This window comes from Pseudarthrobacter sp. NPDC092439 (assembly GCF_044754945.1).
In the GTDB taxonomy this organism is placed as follows: domain Bacteria; phylum Actinomycetota; class Actinomycetes; order Actinomycetales; family Micrococcaceae; genus Arthrobacter.
In genome coordinates, this window is sequence record NZ_JBIVQB010000003.1 from 179,990 (window position 1) to 194,678 (window position 14,689).

Consider the following 14,689-nt stretch of genomic DNA (forward strand, 5'->3'; position numbering starts at 1 on the left):
CCTTAGAGTTTGGTCCAGTCGAGGACGACCTTGCCGCCGGTCCCGCTGCGGGCAATGTCGAAGCCTTTTTCCCATTCCGCGGCAGGCAGGACATCGGTCACCACCGCTGAAATCCCGGCATGGAGCACAGGGTTGGAGGAAAGCATGGCGCTCATGGCATACCAGGTCTCATACATCTCGCGGCCATAAATACCCTTCAGCGTCAGCATGTGGGTGACCACCTTGGCCCAGTCGATGGTGATGTCCTGGCTGGGCAGGCCCAGCATGGCGATGCGGCCACCGTGGTTCATGTTGTCAATCATCTCCGGCAGGGCGGACGGGTGCCCGGACATTTCCATGCCGATATCGAACCCTTCCCGCAGGCAGAGCTCCTGCTGGGCTTCGCGGATGCGGGTGGTGGAGACATCGATGGCAAGGTCGGCGCCCAGGCGGCGCGCCAGCTCCAGCCGCGGCCCGGAGACGTCCGTGATGGCGATTTTGCGGGCGCCGGCGTGCCGGGCCACGGCGATGGCCATCAGCCCGATGGGACCGGCGCCGGTGATCAGGACATCCTCGCCCACCAGCGGGAAGCTCAGGGCAGTGTGGACAGCATTGCCGAAGGGATCGAAGATGGCACCGAGTTCAGGCGTGACGGAAGGGTCATGGTGCACCCAGACGTTCGTCTCGGGAATAACAACGTACTCGGCAAAGGCGCCGTCCCGCTGCACGCCCACACTGACGGTATGAATGCACATCTGCCGCCGGCCGGCCCGGCAGTTGCGGCAGATCCCGCATACCACGTGGCCTTCGCCGGAGACGCGGTCGCCCACCTTGACGTCCCGGACGCCCGCGCCGGTTTCCACCACTTCGCCATAAAATTCATGGCCGGGAATCAGCGGTGCCTCGATGATGCCCTGCGCCCAGGCGTCCCAGGACTGGATATGCAGGTCCGTTCCACAGATGCCGGTGGTCATGACGCGGATCTTGACGTCCGCCGGGCCGGTGACGGGGTCCGGCCGGTCCACCAGCTCAAATCCGGCTTGCGGGCCGGCCTTGTACAAAGCCCTCATCGGCTTCCTTACTCTTCGTCCATACGCTTGGGCAGGGTGCTGCCCTCCCCATTACAGCCGGGAAGAAGCTTTAGAACAACAGCAAATATCTCAATCGACGATGTAGCACTTCCTAATGTTTAGACTGATGCGATGGAAATACACCAGCTGGAAATCCTGCGCGAACTTGGCGCCTTGGGCAGCGTGAAGGCGGTGGCGGACACGCTCATGGTGACGCCCTCGGCCGTGTCGCAGCAGCTTGCCCTGCTCCAGCGCTCCGTGGAGGTCCCGCTGACGCGCAGGGAAGGCCGCAACCTGGTGCTGACGGAGGCCGGCCAGGTGCTCGCGGACGCCGGGGCGGCGGTGGTCAGCGCCATGGCCGACGCCCGGAGCGCGATCGGCAGCTACCACGGCTCCGCGGCGGCGCGCGTCACCCTGTCCGGGTTCCACAGCGCCGGGCAGGCACTGTTCGCGCCGCTGGCCAAGGCGCTGGACGGACCCGGGCGGCCGAAGATCGAACTCTCCGACGAGGACGTGGCCCAGAATGACTTTCCCGCGCTCACCGCCCGGTACGATCTGGTCCTGGCCCACCGGATGGACCACAGCCCGCGGTGGCCGGGCGAACGGGTTACCGTCATTCCACTGGCACACGAACCGCTGGATGTGGCCCTGCCCGCCGGTCATCGGCTGGCGCAGCAGGAGTCGGTGTCCGTGGCCGATGTGGTGGATGAAGCCTGGGTGACCAGCCACGCCGGCTACTCCCCCGCGGACGTCCTCTCCGCCGTCGCAGCGGTGTCCAGCCGGGAGCTGAGGATCGTGCACCGGATCAACGACTATTCCACGGTGGCCGCACTGGTGGCAGCCGGCGGCGTGGCCGGCCTGCTGCCGAGGTACACGGCGGGGCCGGTCCTCAACCCGGCCGTCATCCTGCGTCCCCTCCAAGGCATCAGCACGCGGCGCCGGATAGACCTCCTGGCCCGGCCCGAAAACCTGAAGCGACGCGCGGTCATGGTGGTCTGCGAGACGCTGCAGGACATCATGGCCGGCCTGGTGGAGCCGGATTAGCGTCCTCCGCCCCGAACATTTCCGGCGCCGGGGGCAATCCGCGTCGCCGTCACCCGGTCCCCCTCCTTGACACCGAAAACGCGGACCCAGTCCCCGACGGCAATGTCCGGGACGGTGCCGGTCCGCGGCCCGGCCGGCTTGTCGTCGTCGTCCGCTGCAGGCGACCGGTGGCCGAAGGCCGCAGGGTGCCCGCTGATCCTGGTGTCGGCGTCCACAGCGTAAGCCTGTGAGTAGCCGTCTTCGCTCCGGACGGTAACCGAGGTGCCGCTGACCGCTTCCACGGTTCCGCGCTGGACCAGGACGGTCCGGAAGCTGCCGTCCGCGTCCTTGACCACACTCTCGCTGTGCTGGAGCCTGCCGCCGCGGGCATGGTCGGCCTGGTCTTGTTTGTCAGGCCCGTGCTGTTTGTGGGCCCGGTGCTGCTTGCCGCCTTTGTCCTGCCGGTACTGGCTGTCCTGGTGGCCCGGCGGAGAACCGGCACGGCCCGGCGGATCGTGAGAGGGCGAAGGGGCCGGTGCGGTGGAGGACGGCGACGGGGAGGGGCCGTCGGCGGGCCAGGCCAGTGCCGCGCCCGTACCCGCGAGCGTGAGGGCAACAGCGCCGGCGAGTACCAGTCTCCGCGCCCTTCCCCGGTCCTTGAACGGCACGGCCGCCCCCCTTTACATAGCTGGCCGGGACCGCAGCCGCGGCCCCGTGGGGTCCAGTGTAGGGCTGAGGGGCCCACTGCACACGAGTACTTCTTGCAGCGCCAACCTGAGTACTTGAAGCGTGAACCGGGTAGCGCCCAGCGTCGGTTTGGGCGATCAGAACGACACTTTGCGCTACCCGGCGGGGCGGGAACAGCTAGGCGGAGACGCCCAGCCTTTCGAGGATGAGCTCGCGGACGCGGCCGGCATCGGCCTGGCCGCGGGTGGCCTTCATGACCCCGCCCACGATGGCGCCGATGGCCTGGACCTTGCCGCCGCGGATCTTATCGGCGACGTCCGGCTGCGCCGCAAGGGCGGCGTCGATGGCCTCCAGGAGGGGGCCGTCGTCGGACACCACGGCCAGGCCGCGCTTCTCCACGATTTCCGCGGGAGTGCCCTCCCCGGCGAGGACGCCGTCCAGCACCTGCGACGCCATCTTGTTGTTGATCTTGCCGTCCTCCACCATGCGGCTGAGCTCCACGATGGTGGCAGGCTGGACGCCCAGCTGGCCTGGGTCCACGTCGGCGGCCTTGGCACGGCCCACGATCTCGCCCATCCACCATTTGCGCGCCACAGACGCGCTGGCGCCGGCGGCGATGGTCTCCTCGATCTCGTCAAGGACGCCGGCGTTCACCACATCGCGGAACTCCAGCTCCGAGTAGCCCCAGTCCGACTTCAGCCGCTTGCGGCGCTCGGCCGGCGGCTCGGGCAGGGTGGCGCGCAGTTCCTCGACCCATTCACGCGACGCCACCACGGGGACCAGGTCCGGCTCGGGGAAGTAGCGGTAGTCGTCGGCGTCGGACTTGGGCCGGCCCGAGGTGGTGGTGCGGGTGTCCTCGTGCCAGTGGCGGGTTTCCTGCACCACCGGGTTGCCGGCGTCCAGGACGGCGGCATGGCGCTGGATTTCGTAGCGGACGGCGTGTTCGACGGCGCGCAGCGAGTTGACGTTCTTCGTTTCGGACCTGATGCCGAACCGTTCCCGCCCGTGCGGGCGGAGGGAAACGTTGGCGTCGCAGCGCACGTTGCCGCGTTCCATCCGGGCATCCGAGACGCCCAGGTTCTTCACGATTTCCCGGATGGCCGCCACGTACGCCTTGGCAAGTTCCGGGGCGCGGGAGCCGGCGCCCTCGATGGGCTTGGTGACGATTTCGACCAGCGGCACGCCGGCGCGGTTGTAGTCCACCAAGGAGAAGTCGGCGCCGTGGATGCGGCCCGTGGCACCGCCCATGTGGGTCAGCTTGCCGGCGTCCTCCTCCATGTGGGCGCGCTCGATCTCCACACGGAACACCGTGCCGTCCCCGAGTTCGACATCCAGGTAGCCGTCATACGCGATGGGTTCGTCGTACTGGGAGGTCTGGAAGTTCTTGGGGGTGTCCGGGTAGAAGTAGTTCTTCCGGGCGAAGCGGCAGCTCTCTGCGATCTTGCAGTTCAGCGCCAGGCCGATCTTGATCGAGGACTCTACGGCCGTCCGGTTCACCACGGGCAGGACACCCGGCATGCCGAGGTCCACCTCGTTGACGTTGGTGTTGGGCTCGTCGCCGAAGACGTTGGGCGCGGAGGAGAACATCTTGGTCCGGGTGTTGAGCTCCACGTGGACCTCAAAGCCCAGGACGGGGTCGTACTTCTCCATGGCCTCTTCGAAGCTCAGGATTTCGTCAGTGCTCATTATTTTGCCTCCTGGGTTTCGAGGGCCGGGGAGCCGGCAAGTTCGGGGGCCTGGGCCAGCAGCGGGCCGCCCCACTTGTCCTCAAGCAGCGATTCGAGCACGGCGCCCACGCGGTACAGCCGGGCATCCTCGCGGGCGGGGGCCAGCAGCTGAATACCGACGGGCAGCCCGTCCTCGTCCGCCAGGCCGCCGGGCAGGGAGAGTCCCGGAACACCGGCCAGGTTTGCGGGGATGGTGGCCACGTCGTTGAGGTACATGGCCAGCGGATCGTCCAGCTTTTCGCCCAGGCGGAACGCCGTGGTGGGCGCCGTGGGGGAAATCAGGACGTCGGCCACCGTGAAGGCGGCGTCGAAGTCGCGCTGGACAAGGGTGCGGACCTTCTGCGCGGAGCCGTAGTAGGCGTCGTAGTAGCCCGCGCTCAGGGCGTAGGTGCCCAGGATGATGCGGCGCTTGACCTCGTCGCCGAAGCCTGCAGCACGGGTTGCGCCCATGACGCGTTCGATCGTCATGGGACCGTCTTCGGGCAGGACGCGCAGGCCGTAGCGGACGCCGTCGAACTTCGCGAGGTTGGAGGAGGCCTCGGACGGCATGATGAGGTAGTAGGCACCCAGGGCGTACTGGAAGTTGGGGCAGGACACCTCGACGATTTCCGCTCCCGCGTCCTTCAACAGTGCCAGGGCTTCCTTGAACCGGTTTTCCACGCCGGCCTGGTAGCCCTCGCCGTGCAGCTCCTTGATGATGCCCACCCGCAGGCCCTCGACGTTGCCGGTCTTCGCCGCGGCTACGAGGTCCGCCAGCGGTTCAGGCAGGGAGGTGGAGTCGCGGGGGTCGTGTCCGCCGATTACCTGGTGGAGCAAAGCGGAGTCCAGGACGGTGCGGGTGACAGGGCCGATCTGGTCCAGCGAGGATGCCATGGCGATGGCTCCGTAGCGGGAGATGCTGCCGTAGGTGGGCTTCACGCCCACGGTGCCGGTGACCGCACCGGGCTGGCGGATGGAGCCGCCGGTGTCCGTGCCCAGCGCCAGGGGGGCCTCGAAAGCAGCGACGGCGGCAGCGGACCCGCCGCCGGAGCCGCCGGGGATGCGGTCCAGGTCCCACGGGTTGCGGGTGGGGCCGTACGCGGAGTGCTCGGTGGAGGAGCCCATGGCGAACTCGTCCAGGTTGGTCTTGCCCAGGATGGGCATCTTCGCGGCGCGCAGGCGCTCCACCACGGTGGCGTCGTAGGGGCTGTGCCAGCCTTCGAGGATCTTCGAGCCGGCGGTGGTGGGCTGGCCCACGGTGACGATCAGGTCCTTGACGGCGATGGGGACGCCCGCCAGGACGTGCAGGGCCTCCGCTTCGGCCCCTCCCGCGGCGCGGATGGCATCCACTTCGGCGGCGACGGCAAGCGCTTCTTCGGCGTTGACGTGCAGGAACGCGTTGACGCCGCGTTCGCCGCCGTCCACGGCCGCGATACGGTCCAGGCAGGCCTGCGTGATGGCCACGGAGGTGACCTCGCCGGCGGCGAGCTTTGCGGCCAGTTCCGCGGCCGAAAGCCGGATCAGGGCCGAGCCGGCGGTGTTCAGTTCAGTCATGGTTATGCCTCATCCAGGATTGCCGGGACCTTGAAACGGTTGTCTTCGGAATCCGGCGCGCCGGAAAGTGCCTGTTCGGCCGTGAAGGTGTGGCCCACAACGTCCGCGCGGAACACATTGGTCAGCGGGATGGGGTGGGACGTTGCCGGGACGTCGTCCCCGGCGGCCTGACTGACGGACTTCACCGAATCCACGATGACGGCAAGTTCCCCCGCCATCCTGTCCAGCTCTTGGTCACTCATCTCGATGTGAGCGAGCCGCGCGAGATGCGCAACATCGTCACGGTTGATCGCAGCCATGGATCTCCCCTGCAAAGTACGAATTGTTTTCCGATCCAGTCTAGTGGGGAAACGGCGGCGCCCGCCGGACCACCCCCGGCGGGCGCCGGTACCGGACCGTTGCGGCTAGGAGCCGCTCTTCCGGGCCACCAGCTCGATCTCCACCAGCATCTTCGGGTCCAGGAACGGCAGGACGTGCACCAGTGACAGCGTGGGCCGGATGTCGCCGAAAACCTCGCCGTGGGCGCGGCCGGCGTCCTCCCATTTGCTGATGTCCGTCAGGTACAGCTTGGACTGGACCACGTCTTCGAAGCTGAAGCCGGCGTCGGCCAGCACTTTGCCGAGCTTTTCCAGGATGTACTGGGTCTGGGAGTAGAAGTCCTCGCCTACGATCCCGTCATCACCGCTTGCCGCGGTGGCTGAGATGTACAGGGTGTTGTCCACCTGGACGGCCCGGGAGTAGCCGAGGGTCTGTTCCCAGACAGAGCCGGTGCCGAAGGTTTTGCGCATGGTGGAGCCTTTCAATACTGGATTGGGTCGGCACCACTTTAGGGCTGGTGCACGTCCAGCCGGTAAACCAGCAGCTTTATGTCGGTCCCGGGGACCAGCCAGTCACGCTCCGGGACCCGGCGGAAGCCGGTCGCCTGGTAGAGCCCGTGCGCGCTGAGCCAGCTTTCGCCCGTGGTCAGTGCCACGGCGCGGATCCCCGGAAGCGCCCGGGCGTGCGCGATGATCGCTTCCAGCAGGGCACGTCCGGCGCCGCTGCGCTGCACGGCGGGGTCCACCACCAGCATGCGGAACTCAAGTTCGTCCTGCAGCGCGATGTCCGCATAAGGCTCTCCGGCCACAGCCAGCGTCACAGACCCCACGACGGCGCCGTCACGTTCGGCAACCCAGATGGTGGCCTCGCCGGCGCGCAGGGCCACGTCCTGGATCCTGCGCATGTACGGATGGTCCGCGTCATCGAAGTACCCCGCAGCGAGGTAGGCGTCGCGCGTGATGCGGGCGACGTCGTCGTAATCTGCCTCGACGGCGGGACGGATGGTTATCTGCGGCTGCACCCGTCAATGGTAGTGGCGGGTGCGGCCCCAGAGGCGCCGGAGGGCATTTTCCGTGACTGAACTATCACTCCCGGCGCCGGGTCAGAGCGGAAACCTGCCCGAAAGCTCCAGCCCCGCGGCGCACGTCCAGGCATCCAGTCGTTCCTGGTCCGACGGACCGCCGTCCAGCGGGCTGGCCAGCCGCGGCCGGCGTACCCAGCAGCCGGCCTCCTCTGCGATCAGGGCACCGGCGGCGAAGTCGTGTTCATTGAGTCCCCGCTCGCCGTAGGCGTCGTGCGTGCCGTCCGCCACCATGCACAGGTCGAGGGCAGCCGAGCCCAGCCGACGGACGTCCGCAAAGCCCTCGGCCAGCCCGGCGAATGCCGCCGCCTGCTGCGACCGGACGGCCGGATCGTAGCTGAAACCGGTTGCCAGGATCTGCCCGGTCCGCCCGGGCACCGGGCCCTCCAGCCGGGCCTGTCGCCCGCCCTCCTCAAGCCACGCCCCCTGGCCGCGCACCGCGTGGTAGATCCGGCCAAGGGCGGGGGCATGGACGACGCCGGCCAGCCACGTCCCGTCCGGACCGGCCACTGCCACCGAGGTGGCGTAGTAGACGATATTGCGGATGAAGTTGGTGGTCCCATCCAACGGGTCGATGGACCAGCGGTAGCCGCTGGGTTCAGCCGGGCGCGTGGTGCCGTGCTCTTCCCCGGTGATGGTGTCGCCTGGACGGGCCGCGGTGATGACGCCCCGGACGGCGTCCTCAGCGGCGACGTCGAAGGCCGTCACCCAGTCTCCTGCCGCGCCCTTGTTGCTGGCGGCCAGGGCGTCGGCGGTGCGCCCGGCGAGGACTTCGGCGCCTGCTGACGCGGCTGCCCTGGCCACGGCCAGGAGTTCGGCCGGGGCGGTCATGCCTGACCCTCCGCGGTGACGGCCGCGTCTTCCGGCGCATCCGGATCCGGGATGTCGCCGGCCGGATCCCCCAGCGCTGCCGGTCCGCCGTCGAGCAGTTTCCGGAAGCCGTCCTCATCCAGGACGGGAATGCCCAGCTGCTCGGCCTTGTCCAGCTTAGTGCCTGCGCTTTCGCCGGCCACCAGGTAATCGGTCTTCTTCGAGACCGAGCCCGCTGCCTTGCCGCCGCGGACCAGGATGGCTTCCTTGGCCTCGTCCCGGCTGAAGTTGGGCAGGGAGCCGGTGACCACCACGGTCAGGCCTTCCAGGGTACGGGGCGTGGATTCGTCGCGCTCGTCGGCCATCCGCACACCGGCGGCTGCCCAGCGGTCCACGATCTCCCGGTGCCAGTCCTCGGCGAACCACTCCTTGAGTGCCGCGGCGATGGTGGGGCCAACGCCGTCCACGCCGGCCAGTTCCTCTTCCGAGGCCTGCCGGATGGCGTCCATGGTTCCGAATTCGGTGGCCAGTGCCCGCGAGGCGCGGGGGCCGACGTGCCGGATGGACAGCGCCACAAGCACCCGCCACAGCGGTTGGGACTTGGCCTTTTCCAGCTCCTTGAAGAGCTTCTGGGTGGTGGCCGTGGGCTTTGACGGAGATTTGGCCGTGCCTTTGCTGTAGAAGTAGGGCACCAGTTCAAACTCCCCGGTGGGCACGCCCTTGCTCCGCTTTTCCCGCCGGATCCGGACCTCGGCGAGGGATTCGGGGGTGAGGTCGAAGAGGTTCGCCTCGGAAGTCAGCGGCGGCTGCTCAGGCTCAGCGGGCTGCGTCAGAGCGATCGCCGCCTCCCAGCCGAGCGCTTCGATGTCGAACGCCCCGCGGCCGGCAAGGTGGAACACCCGCTCGCGCAGCTGCGACGGGCAGGACCTGGCGTTGGGGCAGCGGATGTCCACGTCCCCCTCCTTGGCCGGCTTCAGCGGCGTGCCGCAGGAGGGGCACTCAGTGGGCATTACGAAATCGCGGACGGGCGGGTCCTGCTGCCCGCGGAGCGCCAGGACAGGACCCACGATTTCAGGGATGACGTCGCCGGCCTTGCGGAGGACCACGATATCGCCGATCTTCACGCCCTTGGCCTTGACCACGTCCTGGTTGTGGAGCGTGGCCATCTCCACGGTGGACCCCGCAACCTTGACCGGCTCCATGATGCCGTACGGGGTGACCCGGCCGGTGCGTCCCACGTTCACGGCGATGTCCAGCAGCCTGGTGTGGACTTCCTCGGGCGGGTACTTGTAGGCGACCGCCCAGCGCGGAACACGGCTCGTGTAGCCCAGGGCCCGCTGCGTGGCGAAGTTGTCCGCCTTGACCACGATGCCGTCGATTTCGTGGAGCAGCTTATGGCGCTGCTCACCGTACTTCCGGATGAACTCCAGCACCTGGTCCAGCCCGCCCAGGACCTCGAAGTAGGGGCTGACCGGCAGGCCCCATTCCTTCATCAGCGCATAGGTTTCGGACTGGCTCCTGGCCACCAGCCCCTCCCGGGCGCCGATGCCGTGGACGAACATCTTCAGCGGCCGCTTGGCTGTTTCCGCGGGGTCCTTCTGCCTCAGGGAGCCGGCAGCAGCGTTGCGCGGGTTCGCCAGCGGTGCCTTGCCCGCCTCGATGAGCGCCGCATTGAACTCCGTGAACGCCCTGGACGGGATGAAGACCTCGCCGCGTACTTCCATCTCCGCAGGGAAGCCCGAACCCGTGAGCTGCTGCGGGATCTCCTTGATAGTGAGGACGTTGTGGGTGATGTCCTCACCGGTGGTGCCGTCTCCGCGGGTGGCTGCCCGGACGAGTTTGCCGTCACGGTACAGAAGGTTGACCGCAAGTCCGTCGATCTTCAGTTCGGTCAGCCAGGCGGTTGCGGATGCGCCGTCGCCCAGCCTGGCGATGTTGGCCTGCGCCTTGGCAAGCCAGGCTTCGAGCTCCTCGAGCGAGAAGACGTCCTCAAGGCTGTACATCCGCTGCAGGTGTTCCACCGCCGCAAAGGCCGTCGAGACTTCACCCCCCACTTCCTGGGTGGGCGAATCGTTAGCCACCAACCCGGGGTGCAGCGCCTCGATTTCCTCCAGGCGGCGGAAAAGAGCGTCAAACTCCGCGTCCGAGACAAGCGGGGCGTCTTCCTGGTAATACGCAAAGCGGTATTTGCGCACCAGGTCCACCAGGTTTTCGTACTCCTCACGGATCGCACCGGACGGCGTGGGCTCCTGGCCCTCCGGCGCTTCAATCCTGGTGGCGGTCAATTCTGCGGGGCCTGATCCTGTGCTCACAGACCTATCTTGCCTTACCCGCGCAGGGCCCGCTTAGTGCGCCCGTACCCGGTTCCTGCCGTACCAGGCGAAGGCGGCAGCACTGATTCCCACCAACATGCCGCCGGCGGTGATGTTCAGCGGGTCAGGTCCCCCGGAGCCGCCGGAACGGGAAACAGCGGCGGCCTGTGTGGGCCGGTCGGACCTGGTGTAGGGGGTGTCCCAGTTCGGACCCGTCGACGCAGCCGCCGTGGCCGGAGCCGTGGCCGCGGATGTGGCAGTCTTCGACGGCGCTGCCGTGGCCGGAGGCGCCGCGGGATCGGTTGCGGGCGCGGGAGCGGGTTCCACGACGGGATCCCCCGGGGCCGGTGCTTCCGGCGGCGAGGTCTGTTCGGGTGCCGGCGGGCCGGGCGTTTCCTTGTTCTTGCCGCGTCCCTCGCCGGGACGGGATTCCGTTCCCAGGCAGGAGTCGCCGCAGTCCGGGGACGTGGTGGCGTCCGGCGAATCCGCCGCCGCTGCACCGCCTGCCGAGAGGCTCACCGAGAGCGCCAGGACGGCAGCCGAGGCCGAGGCGGACATAGCGCGGAGTGCCGGATGGGAGGGGGTCATTGCTACCTTTCGATGCGCGCAGTCCCCCCGCCCGCGGCTTTCTGGTCCAACCGGTAGTCTGCTATACCAGCCGGAGGGCCGCAAATCAGGTAACGGCAGCTGCCAGGGCGTCCACGACAATCACGGTGACATTGTCCCGGCCCCCGTGGTCCAGTGCCGCGTGGATCAATTCCATCGCGGCTTCCTGCGGATCGGCCACCGTTTGGAGGATTCGGGCGATGATCCGGTCCGCCAATTCGCCCGTCAGTCCGTCCGAACAGACCAATATGCGGTCGCCGGCTTCCGCGGGTACCAGCCAAAAATCGGCCTCGTTGTCCTCCCCGGTTCCCAGGGCCCGGGTGACCACGTGCCGCTGCGGGTGGACAGCGGCCTCTTCAGCGCTGATCTCACCGTCATCGACCAGCTCCTGGACCAATGAGTGGTCCACACTGAGCTGTTCCAGCCGCCCGTGGCTAAGCCGGTACGTGCGGGAATCGCCAACGTTCATGACCAGCCAGTAGGGCAGGCCGAGATGCTCCACCAGGACCGCCCCGGAGAGCGTGGTTCCGGCGCGCGACCCTGTGGCGCGGCGAATTTCCGCGTCTGCCCGGAGCAGATGGTCCTGGAGGGCGGCGGCCGTGAGGCTCCGCTCCCCCGTTTCGACCTGCGGAATGGCCTCAAGGGCACGCACGCACAGGCCGCTGGCCACTTCCCCTGCCTCGTGGCCACCCATCCCGTCAGCCACCGCGAAGACAGGTTCCTGGGCGAGGTACGCGTCCTCGTTCAACGCCCGGCGGTGTCCCCGGTCGGTACCGTGCCCGCAGGCGAGGGCGAGGCCGGTGCGGGCGGTAGTCCCTGCGGCCTGGTGTGGTTGTTCTTTCATCTTCGTCATCACGTTAGGACAGGCACCCGGCCTAGTCCACCACCAGCCCCTTGCCCAGTCCGCGTGTCAGCCGCACCGGCCTGATCTCGCCGAAGCCGCGCACGTTCTCCGGCGGCCGCGGCTCCATGACGAAGCGCTCGTCGTGTTCCAGCGCGGCGGCGGTCATGGAGTCGATCAGCACCGTTCCTGGATCTGCCAGCGAGGTGAGGCGGGCGGCGAGGTTCACGGTGGGACCGTAAATGTCGCCGAGGCGGGACAGGATCCGGCCCCACACCATGGCCACCCGTGCTTCAGGCAGGATCTCGTCCTCAGTGAAGGCCTGCGCCAGCGCCAGGGAAATCTCTGCCCCGGCGGCCGGGGTTTCGGCGATGTAGAGGACTTCGTCACCCACCGTTTTAACCAGCCGGCCGCCGCCCACGGAGATGATCTCGGCGCACTTGTTCTCGAACCGCTGCACCAGCCGGGCCAGCGTCTTCTCGTTCATCCGCCGGGACAGGCTGGTGTAGGAGACCAGGTCCGCAAAGCCAACGGCGCGCGCCAGCGGCAGCGGGGCATCATCTTCGTCGCCTTCGCGGCCTTCCTCGCTGGCGCGGAGCCCGGCTTCGGCGCGCACGGCCAGCCTTTGGATGCCGGCATTGAGCTGCCGCCGCCAGGAGTAGACGAGCATCTCCTCCAAGGCATCAACCAGCGCGGGAAGTTCGTTGACCAGCCTCTTGCGGGCTATCGCGTCCGTCACGCCCTGTTCGTGGACCATGTCCTCCACCAGGGCTTCGATCTGCCACACCACCATCCGGTCCGTCATCTGGCCGATGGAGCGGGTGATCGAGATGGCCGCTTCTTCCGTCAGCTTCCCGGAGCGGACCAGGTCCACGACGGTGGAGAGGGCCGCCTGGTCGCGCTCGGTGAAGGCGACGTCGTCGTCACCGAAGTTGGGGAAGCCGAGGGCCCGCCACAGTTTCCGCGCTGACAGCAGGGAGAGGCCGGCACCGGCAGCGACTTCACGACGGCGGAGCTTGCGTTCACCGCCCAGCAGGCGGGACTCGAGGGCCTTTGCTGCCAGCCGCTCGGCGGACAGGGCTTCGGGCGCGGCGGCTTCGACGGGCTCCTCTGCGTGCTCACCGTTCATACCGTCCACCTTCTCCCGCTGCCCGCTGTCCGCCATTGCCTGCCCCACCACTGCCTGTACCGTCACCCTCCGGCGCCCTGCTGCCCAATCCCTCCGCGCCTGTTCCGGATTCCCGCGGGTCCGCCGGGAGGTCCGCGATGGCGTCCAGGATGAAGTCCCGGAACCGCGCCGCCTCCGGCACGTCCGGGAGTGTCATAGTGCCCTGGTATCCGGTTTCCAAGGATATATTCCCGCTCCGGAGCAGACGCTGTACCAGCGTTTCATGGACGGTGAGGTTACGCACGGAGGCAAGGTTCACCTGGTTTTCCCGGCGCCCCACCACCCCTGAACGGGCCAGGAGGCGGCGGCTGGTGAGGATGTAGCGGGTCCCGTGCCAGCGGAGAAGCCGCGGCAGGCAGTAGCCCAGCCAGGCCGCCAGGACGGCGGCAGCGCAAGCTCCCAGCAGCCAGGGTGTCCAGCCCGGGCGGACGGCCGGCACGAGCCGGGCGGCCTCGCCGCGGACCACCCAGGCAGTGGCGAACGCGGCAAGGGCGGGAGCCAGCACGAAGACGACGGCGGCACCGGCAAGTTTCCGTGGCTGCGGACGGGTGGTGACAATTACCTGCTCGCCCGGAACCAGGTGTTTACGCATAGCCGCCCTGGCCGGAACTGTCCGGCGGTGTCCACGGCCGCAAATGGACCACGTCGCCGGCGGTGACCACGTGTTCACGGCCGTCCCGGTCCACCACCAGCAGGGACCCGTACTCGTCCAGCCGCGTGGCGTGTCCGATGATTTCATGATCGCCGGGCAGCTGCGCGCGCACCTGCTTGCCCAGCGTGACCATGACCGACCCGACACGCTTGTGCAGCGAAGGTCCGCCGGCCAGCCCGGCCGCAGGGTCGCCGTCGGCATTGCAGAAACTTCGGTAAAGCGCGGCAAAGTGCGAGAGGTAGCTCTTAAGCAGCTCCGTGCGGTTCACGGTCTTCGGCGACTCCAGCGCCACGGACGTGGCCGTGGGCACCGGGAGGTCTTCCTCCCGTAGGGTCACATTCAAACCGGTGCCCAGCACCACGGGCACGGCCCCGTCCACCATGGGGGCCAGCTGGGCCAGGATGCCGGCGATTTTCCGGCCCCGGACCAGGACGTCGTTGGGCCATTTCAGTTCAGCGGGGATGCCTGCCGTTTCCAGCAGGGTTTCACGCAGCGCCACTGCGGCGATCAGGGACAGCCACGAGTAGGTGTCCGTGGGCAGCGGCCGGCCTTCCGCATTGACCGGGCGCAGGACAAAGGAGACGGAGACGGAACTCAGCGGCGGCGCTTCCCAATGCCGTTCCAGGCGCCCGCGTGCCGCCGTCTGGTACTCGGCCGTAAGGACGGACAGGTCCGTCCAGGTGGCGGGATCGGACGCGACCGCCCGCAGCAGGTCGGCGTTGGTGGAGCCGGTGGAGTCCACCACGTCCAGCCGCGGGATGCCGACGGCGGACAGGAAGCGCTGGTCCGCCAGGTCCGTCCGGTCCAGGGGGGTGCCGTGGGTGAGTGCGTCGTCCATGACTTGATCCTATCGACACGGACCGGCCGCGGCCTGCACGGAAA

15 protein-coding genes are annotated in these 14,689 nt (G+C 68.2%); 1 reads left to right on the forward strand and 14 read right to left on the reverse strand.

The features are described from left to right. Positions 1-2 precede the first annotated feature (2 nt). Positions 3-1,049 (reverse strand): L-threonine 3-dehydrogenase, encoded by a 1,047-nt coding sequence (tdh, locus tag ACIQCM_RS09000; protein WP_400606039.1) that lies wholly within the window; start codon positions 1,047-1,049, stop codon positions 3-5. 132 nt (positions 1,050-1,181) lie between these two features. Here tdh and ACIQCM_RS09005 point away from each other — a divergent pair, with 132 nt between their 5' ends. Then, entirely contained in the window at positions 1,182-2,093 is a 912-nt protein-coding gene (locus tag ACIQCM_RS09005) for a LysR family transcriptional regulator (protein ID WP_400606037.1), read from the forward strand. Here the strand turns inward: ACIQCM_RS09005 and ACIQCM_RS09010 are convergent. The 13 genes from ACIQCM_RS09010 to ACIQCM_RS09070 form a co-directional block, all read right to left on the reverse strand. Next, complete coding sequence (locus ACIQCM_RS09010) at positions 2,090-2,740, reverse strand: DUF5666 domain-containing protein (RefSeq protein ID WP_400606036.1); 651 nt, start codon at positions 2,738-2,740, stop codon at positions 2,090-2,092. The genes ACIQCM_RS09005 and ACIQCM_RS09010 overlap by 4 nt on opposite strands. A gap of 196 nt (positions 2,741-2,936) precedes the next feature. Continuing rightward, positions 2,937-4,445: an Asp-tRNA(Asn)/Glu-tRNA(Gln) amidotransferase subunit GatB gene (gatB, locus tag ACIQCM_RS09015; protein WP_400606035.1), complete on the reverse strand. Its 1,509-nt coding sequence runs from the start codon at positions 4,443-4,445 to the stop codon at positions 2,937-2,939. Then, positions 4,445-6,019 carry an Asp-tRNA(Asn)/Glu-tRNA(Gln) amidotransferase subunit GatA gene (gatA, locus tag ACIQCM_RS09020; protein WP_400606033.1) on the reverse strand — a complete coding sequence of 525 codons (1,575 nt, stop codon included), beginning with the start codon at positions 6,017-6,019 and terminating at the stop codon, positions 4,445-4,447. The genes gatB and gatA overlap by 1 nt, the downstream gene beginning before the upstream one ends. 2 nt (positions 6,020-6,021) lie before the next feature. After that, positions 6,022-6,318 (reverse strand): Asp-tRNA(Asn)/Glu-tRNA(Gln) amidotransferase subunit GatC, encoded by a 297-nt coding sequence (gene gatC / locus ACIQCM_RS09025; protein ID WP_400606030.1) that lies wholly within the window; start codon positions 6,316-6,318, stop codon positions 6,022-6,024. 105 nt (positions 6,319-6,423) lie between these two features. Then, positions 6,424-6,807, reverse strand: a complete 384-nt coding sequence (locus tag ACIQCM_RS09030) for a RidA family protein (protein WP_400606028.1) — start codon at positions 6,805-6,807, stop codon at positions 6,424-6,426. Positions 6,808-6,845: 38 nt separating this feature from the next. After that, positions 6,846-7,358, reverse strand: coding sequence for a GNAT family N-acetyltransferase (locus tag ACIQCM_RS09035; RefSeq protein WP_400606025.1), 513 nt, complete (start codon positions 7,356-7,358; stop codon positions 6,846-6,848). A gap of 81 nt (positions 7,359-7,439) precedes the next feature. Next, positions 7,440-8,249, reverse strand: coding sequence for an inositol monophosphatase family protein (locus ACIQCM_RS09040; protein ID WP_400606023.1), 810 nt, complete (start codon positions 8,247-8,249; stop codon positions 7,440-7,442). Further along, a complete protein-coding gene (gene ligA / locus ACIQCM_RS09045; RefSeq protein ID WP_400606021.1) occupies positions 8,246-10,540 on the reverse strand; it encodes an NAD-dependent DNA ligase LigA in 2,295 nt (764 codons plus the stop codon). The genes ACIQCM_RS09040 and ligA overlap by 4 nt, the downstream gene beginning before the upstream one ends. A 33-nt stretch (positions 10,541-10,573) precedes the next feature. Continuing rightward, positions 10,574-11,128 carry a hypothetical protein gene (locus ACIQCM_RS09050; RefSeq protein WP_400606020.1) on the reverse strand — a complete coding sequence of 185 codons (555 nt, stop codon included), beginning with the start codon at positions 11,126-11,128 and terminating at the stop codon, positions 10,574-10,576. Between the two features lie 85 nt (positions 11,129-11,213). Next, positions 11,214-11,990, reverse strand: coding sequence for a PP2C family protein-serine/threonine phosphatase (locus tag ACIQCM_RS09055; protein WP_400606417.1), 777 nt, complete (start codon positions 11,988-11,990; stop codon positions 11,214-11,216). A gap of 31 nt (positions 11,991-12,021) precedes the next feature. Then, the gene (locus ACIQCM_RS09060; RefSeq protein ID WP_400606415.1) at positions 12,022-13,116 is read right to left on the reverse strand and encodes an adenylate/guanylate cyclase domain-containing protein; all 1,095 of its coding nucleotides are present in this window, start codon (positions 13,114-13,116) and stop codon (positions 12,022-12,024) included. Beyond that, positions 13,106-13,747: a PH domain-containing protein gene (locus tag ACIQCM_RS09065; protein ID WP_400606017.1), complete on the reverse strand. Its 642-nt coding sequence runs from the start codon at positions 13,745-13,747 to the stop codon at positions 13,106-13,108. The genes ACIQCM_RS09060 and ACIQCM_RS09065 overlap by 11 nt, the downstream gene beginning before the upstream one ends. Further along, positions 13,740-14,645, reverse strand: coding sequence for a biotin--[acetyl-CoA-carboxylase] ligase (locus ACIQCM_RS09070; protein WP_400606015.1), 906 nt, complete (start codon positions 14,643-14,645; stop codon positions 13,740-13,742). Before ACIQCM_RS09070 ends, ACIQCM_RS09065 begins: the two co-directional genes overlap by 8 nt. Positions 14,646-14,689 lie beyond the last annotated feature (44 nt).

What these genes read in the sequence shown, in the direction of transcription:
- ACIQCM_RS09055 (WP_400606417.1), bottom strand. Translation starts at nt 11,990, where the DNA reads ATGAAAGAACAACCACACCAGGCCGCAGGGACTACCGCCCGCACCGGC.
- ACIQCM_RS09040 (WP_400606023.1), bottom strand. Translation starts at nt 8,249, where the DNA reads ATGACCGCCCCGGCCGAACTCCTGGCCGTGGCCAGGGCAGCCGCGTCA.
- gatC (WP_400606030.1), bottom strand. Translation starts at nt 6,318, where the DNA reads ATGGCTGCGATCAACCGTGACGATGTTGCGCATCTCGCGCGGCTCGCT.
- ACIQCM_RS09065 (WP_400606017.1), bottom strand. Translation starts at nt 13,747, where the DNA reads ATGCGTAAACACCTGGTTCCGGGCGAGCAGGTAATTGTCACCACCCGT.
- ACIQCM_RS09030 (WP_400606028.1), bottom strand. Translation starts at nt 6,807, where the DNA reads ATGCGCAAAACCTTCGGCACCGGCTCTGTCTGGGAACAGACCCTCGGC.
- ACIQCM_RS09050 (WP_400606020.1), bottom strand. Translation starts at nt 11,128, where the DNA reads ATGACCCCCTCCCATCCGGCACTCCGCGCTATGTCCGCCTCGGCCTCG.
- gatA (WP_400606033.1), bottom strand. Translation starts at nt 6,019, where the DNA reads ATGACTGAACTGAACACCGCCGGCTCGGCCCTGATCCGGCTTTCGGCC.
- ACIQCM_RS09005 (WP_400606037.1), top strand. Translation starts at nt 1,182, where the DNA reads ATGGAAATACACCAGCTGGAAATCCTGCGCGAACTTGGCGCCTTGGGC.
- ACIQCM_RS09060 (WP_400606415.1), bottom strand. Translation starts at nt 13,116, where the DNA reads ATGAACGGTGAGCACGCAGAGGAGCCCGTCGAAGCCGCCGCGCCCGAA.
- gatB (WP_400606035.1), bottom strand. Translation starts at nt 4,445, where the DNA reads ATGAGCACTGACGAAATCCTGAGCTTCGAAGAGGCCATGGAGAAGTAC.
- ACIQCM_RS09070 (WP_400606015.1), bottom strand. Translation starts at nt 14,645, where the DNA reads ATGGACGACGCACTCACCCACGGCACCCCCCTGGACCGGACGGACCTG.
- tdh (WP_400606039.1), bottom strand. Translation starts at nt 1,049, where the DNA reads ATGAGGGCTTTGTACAAGGCCGGCCCGCAAGCCGGATTTGAGCTGGTG.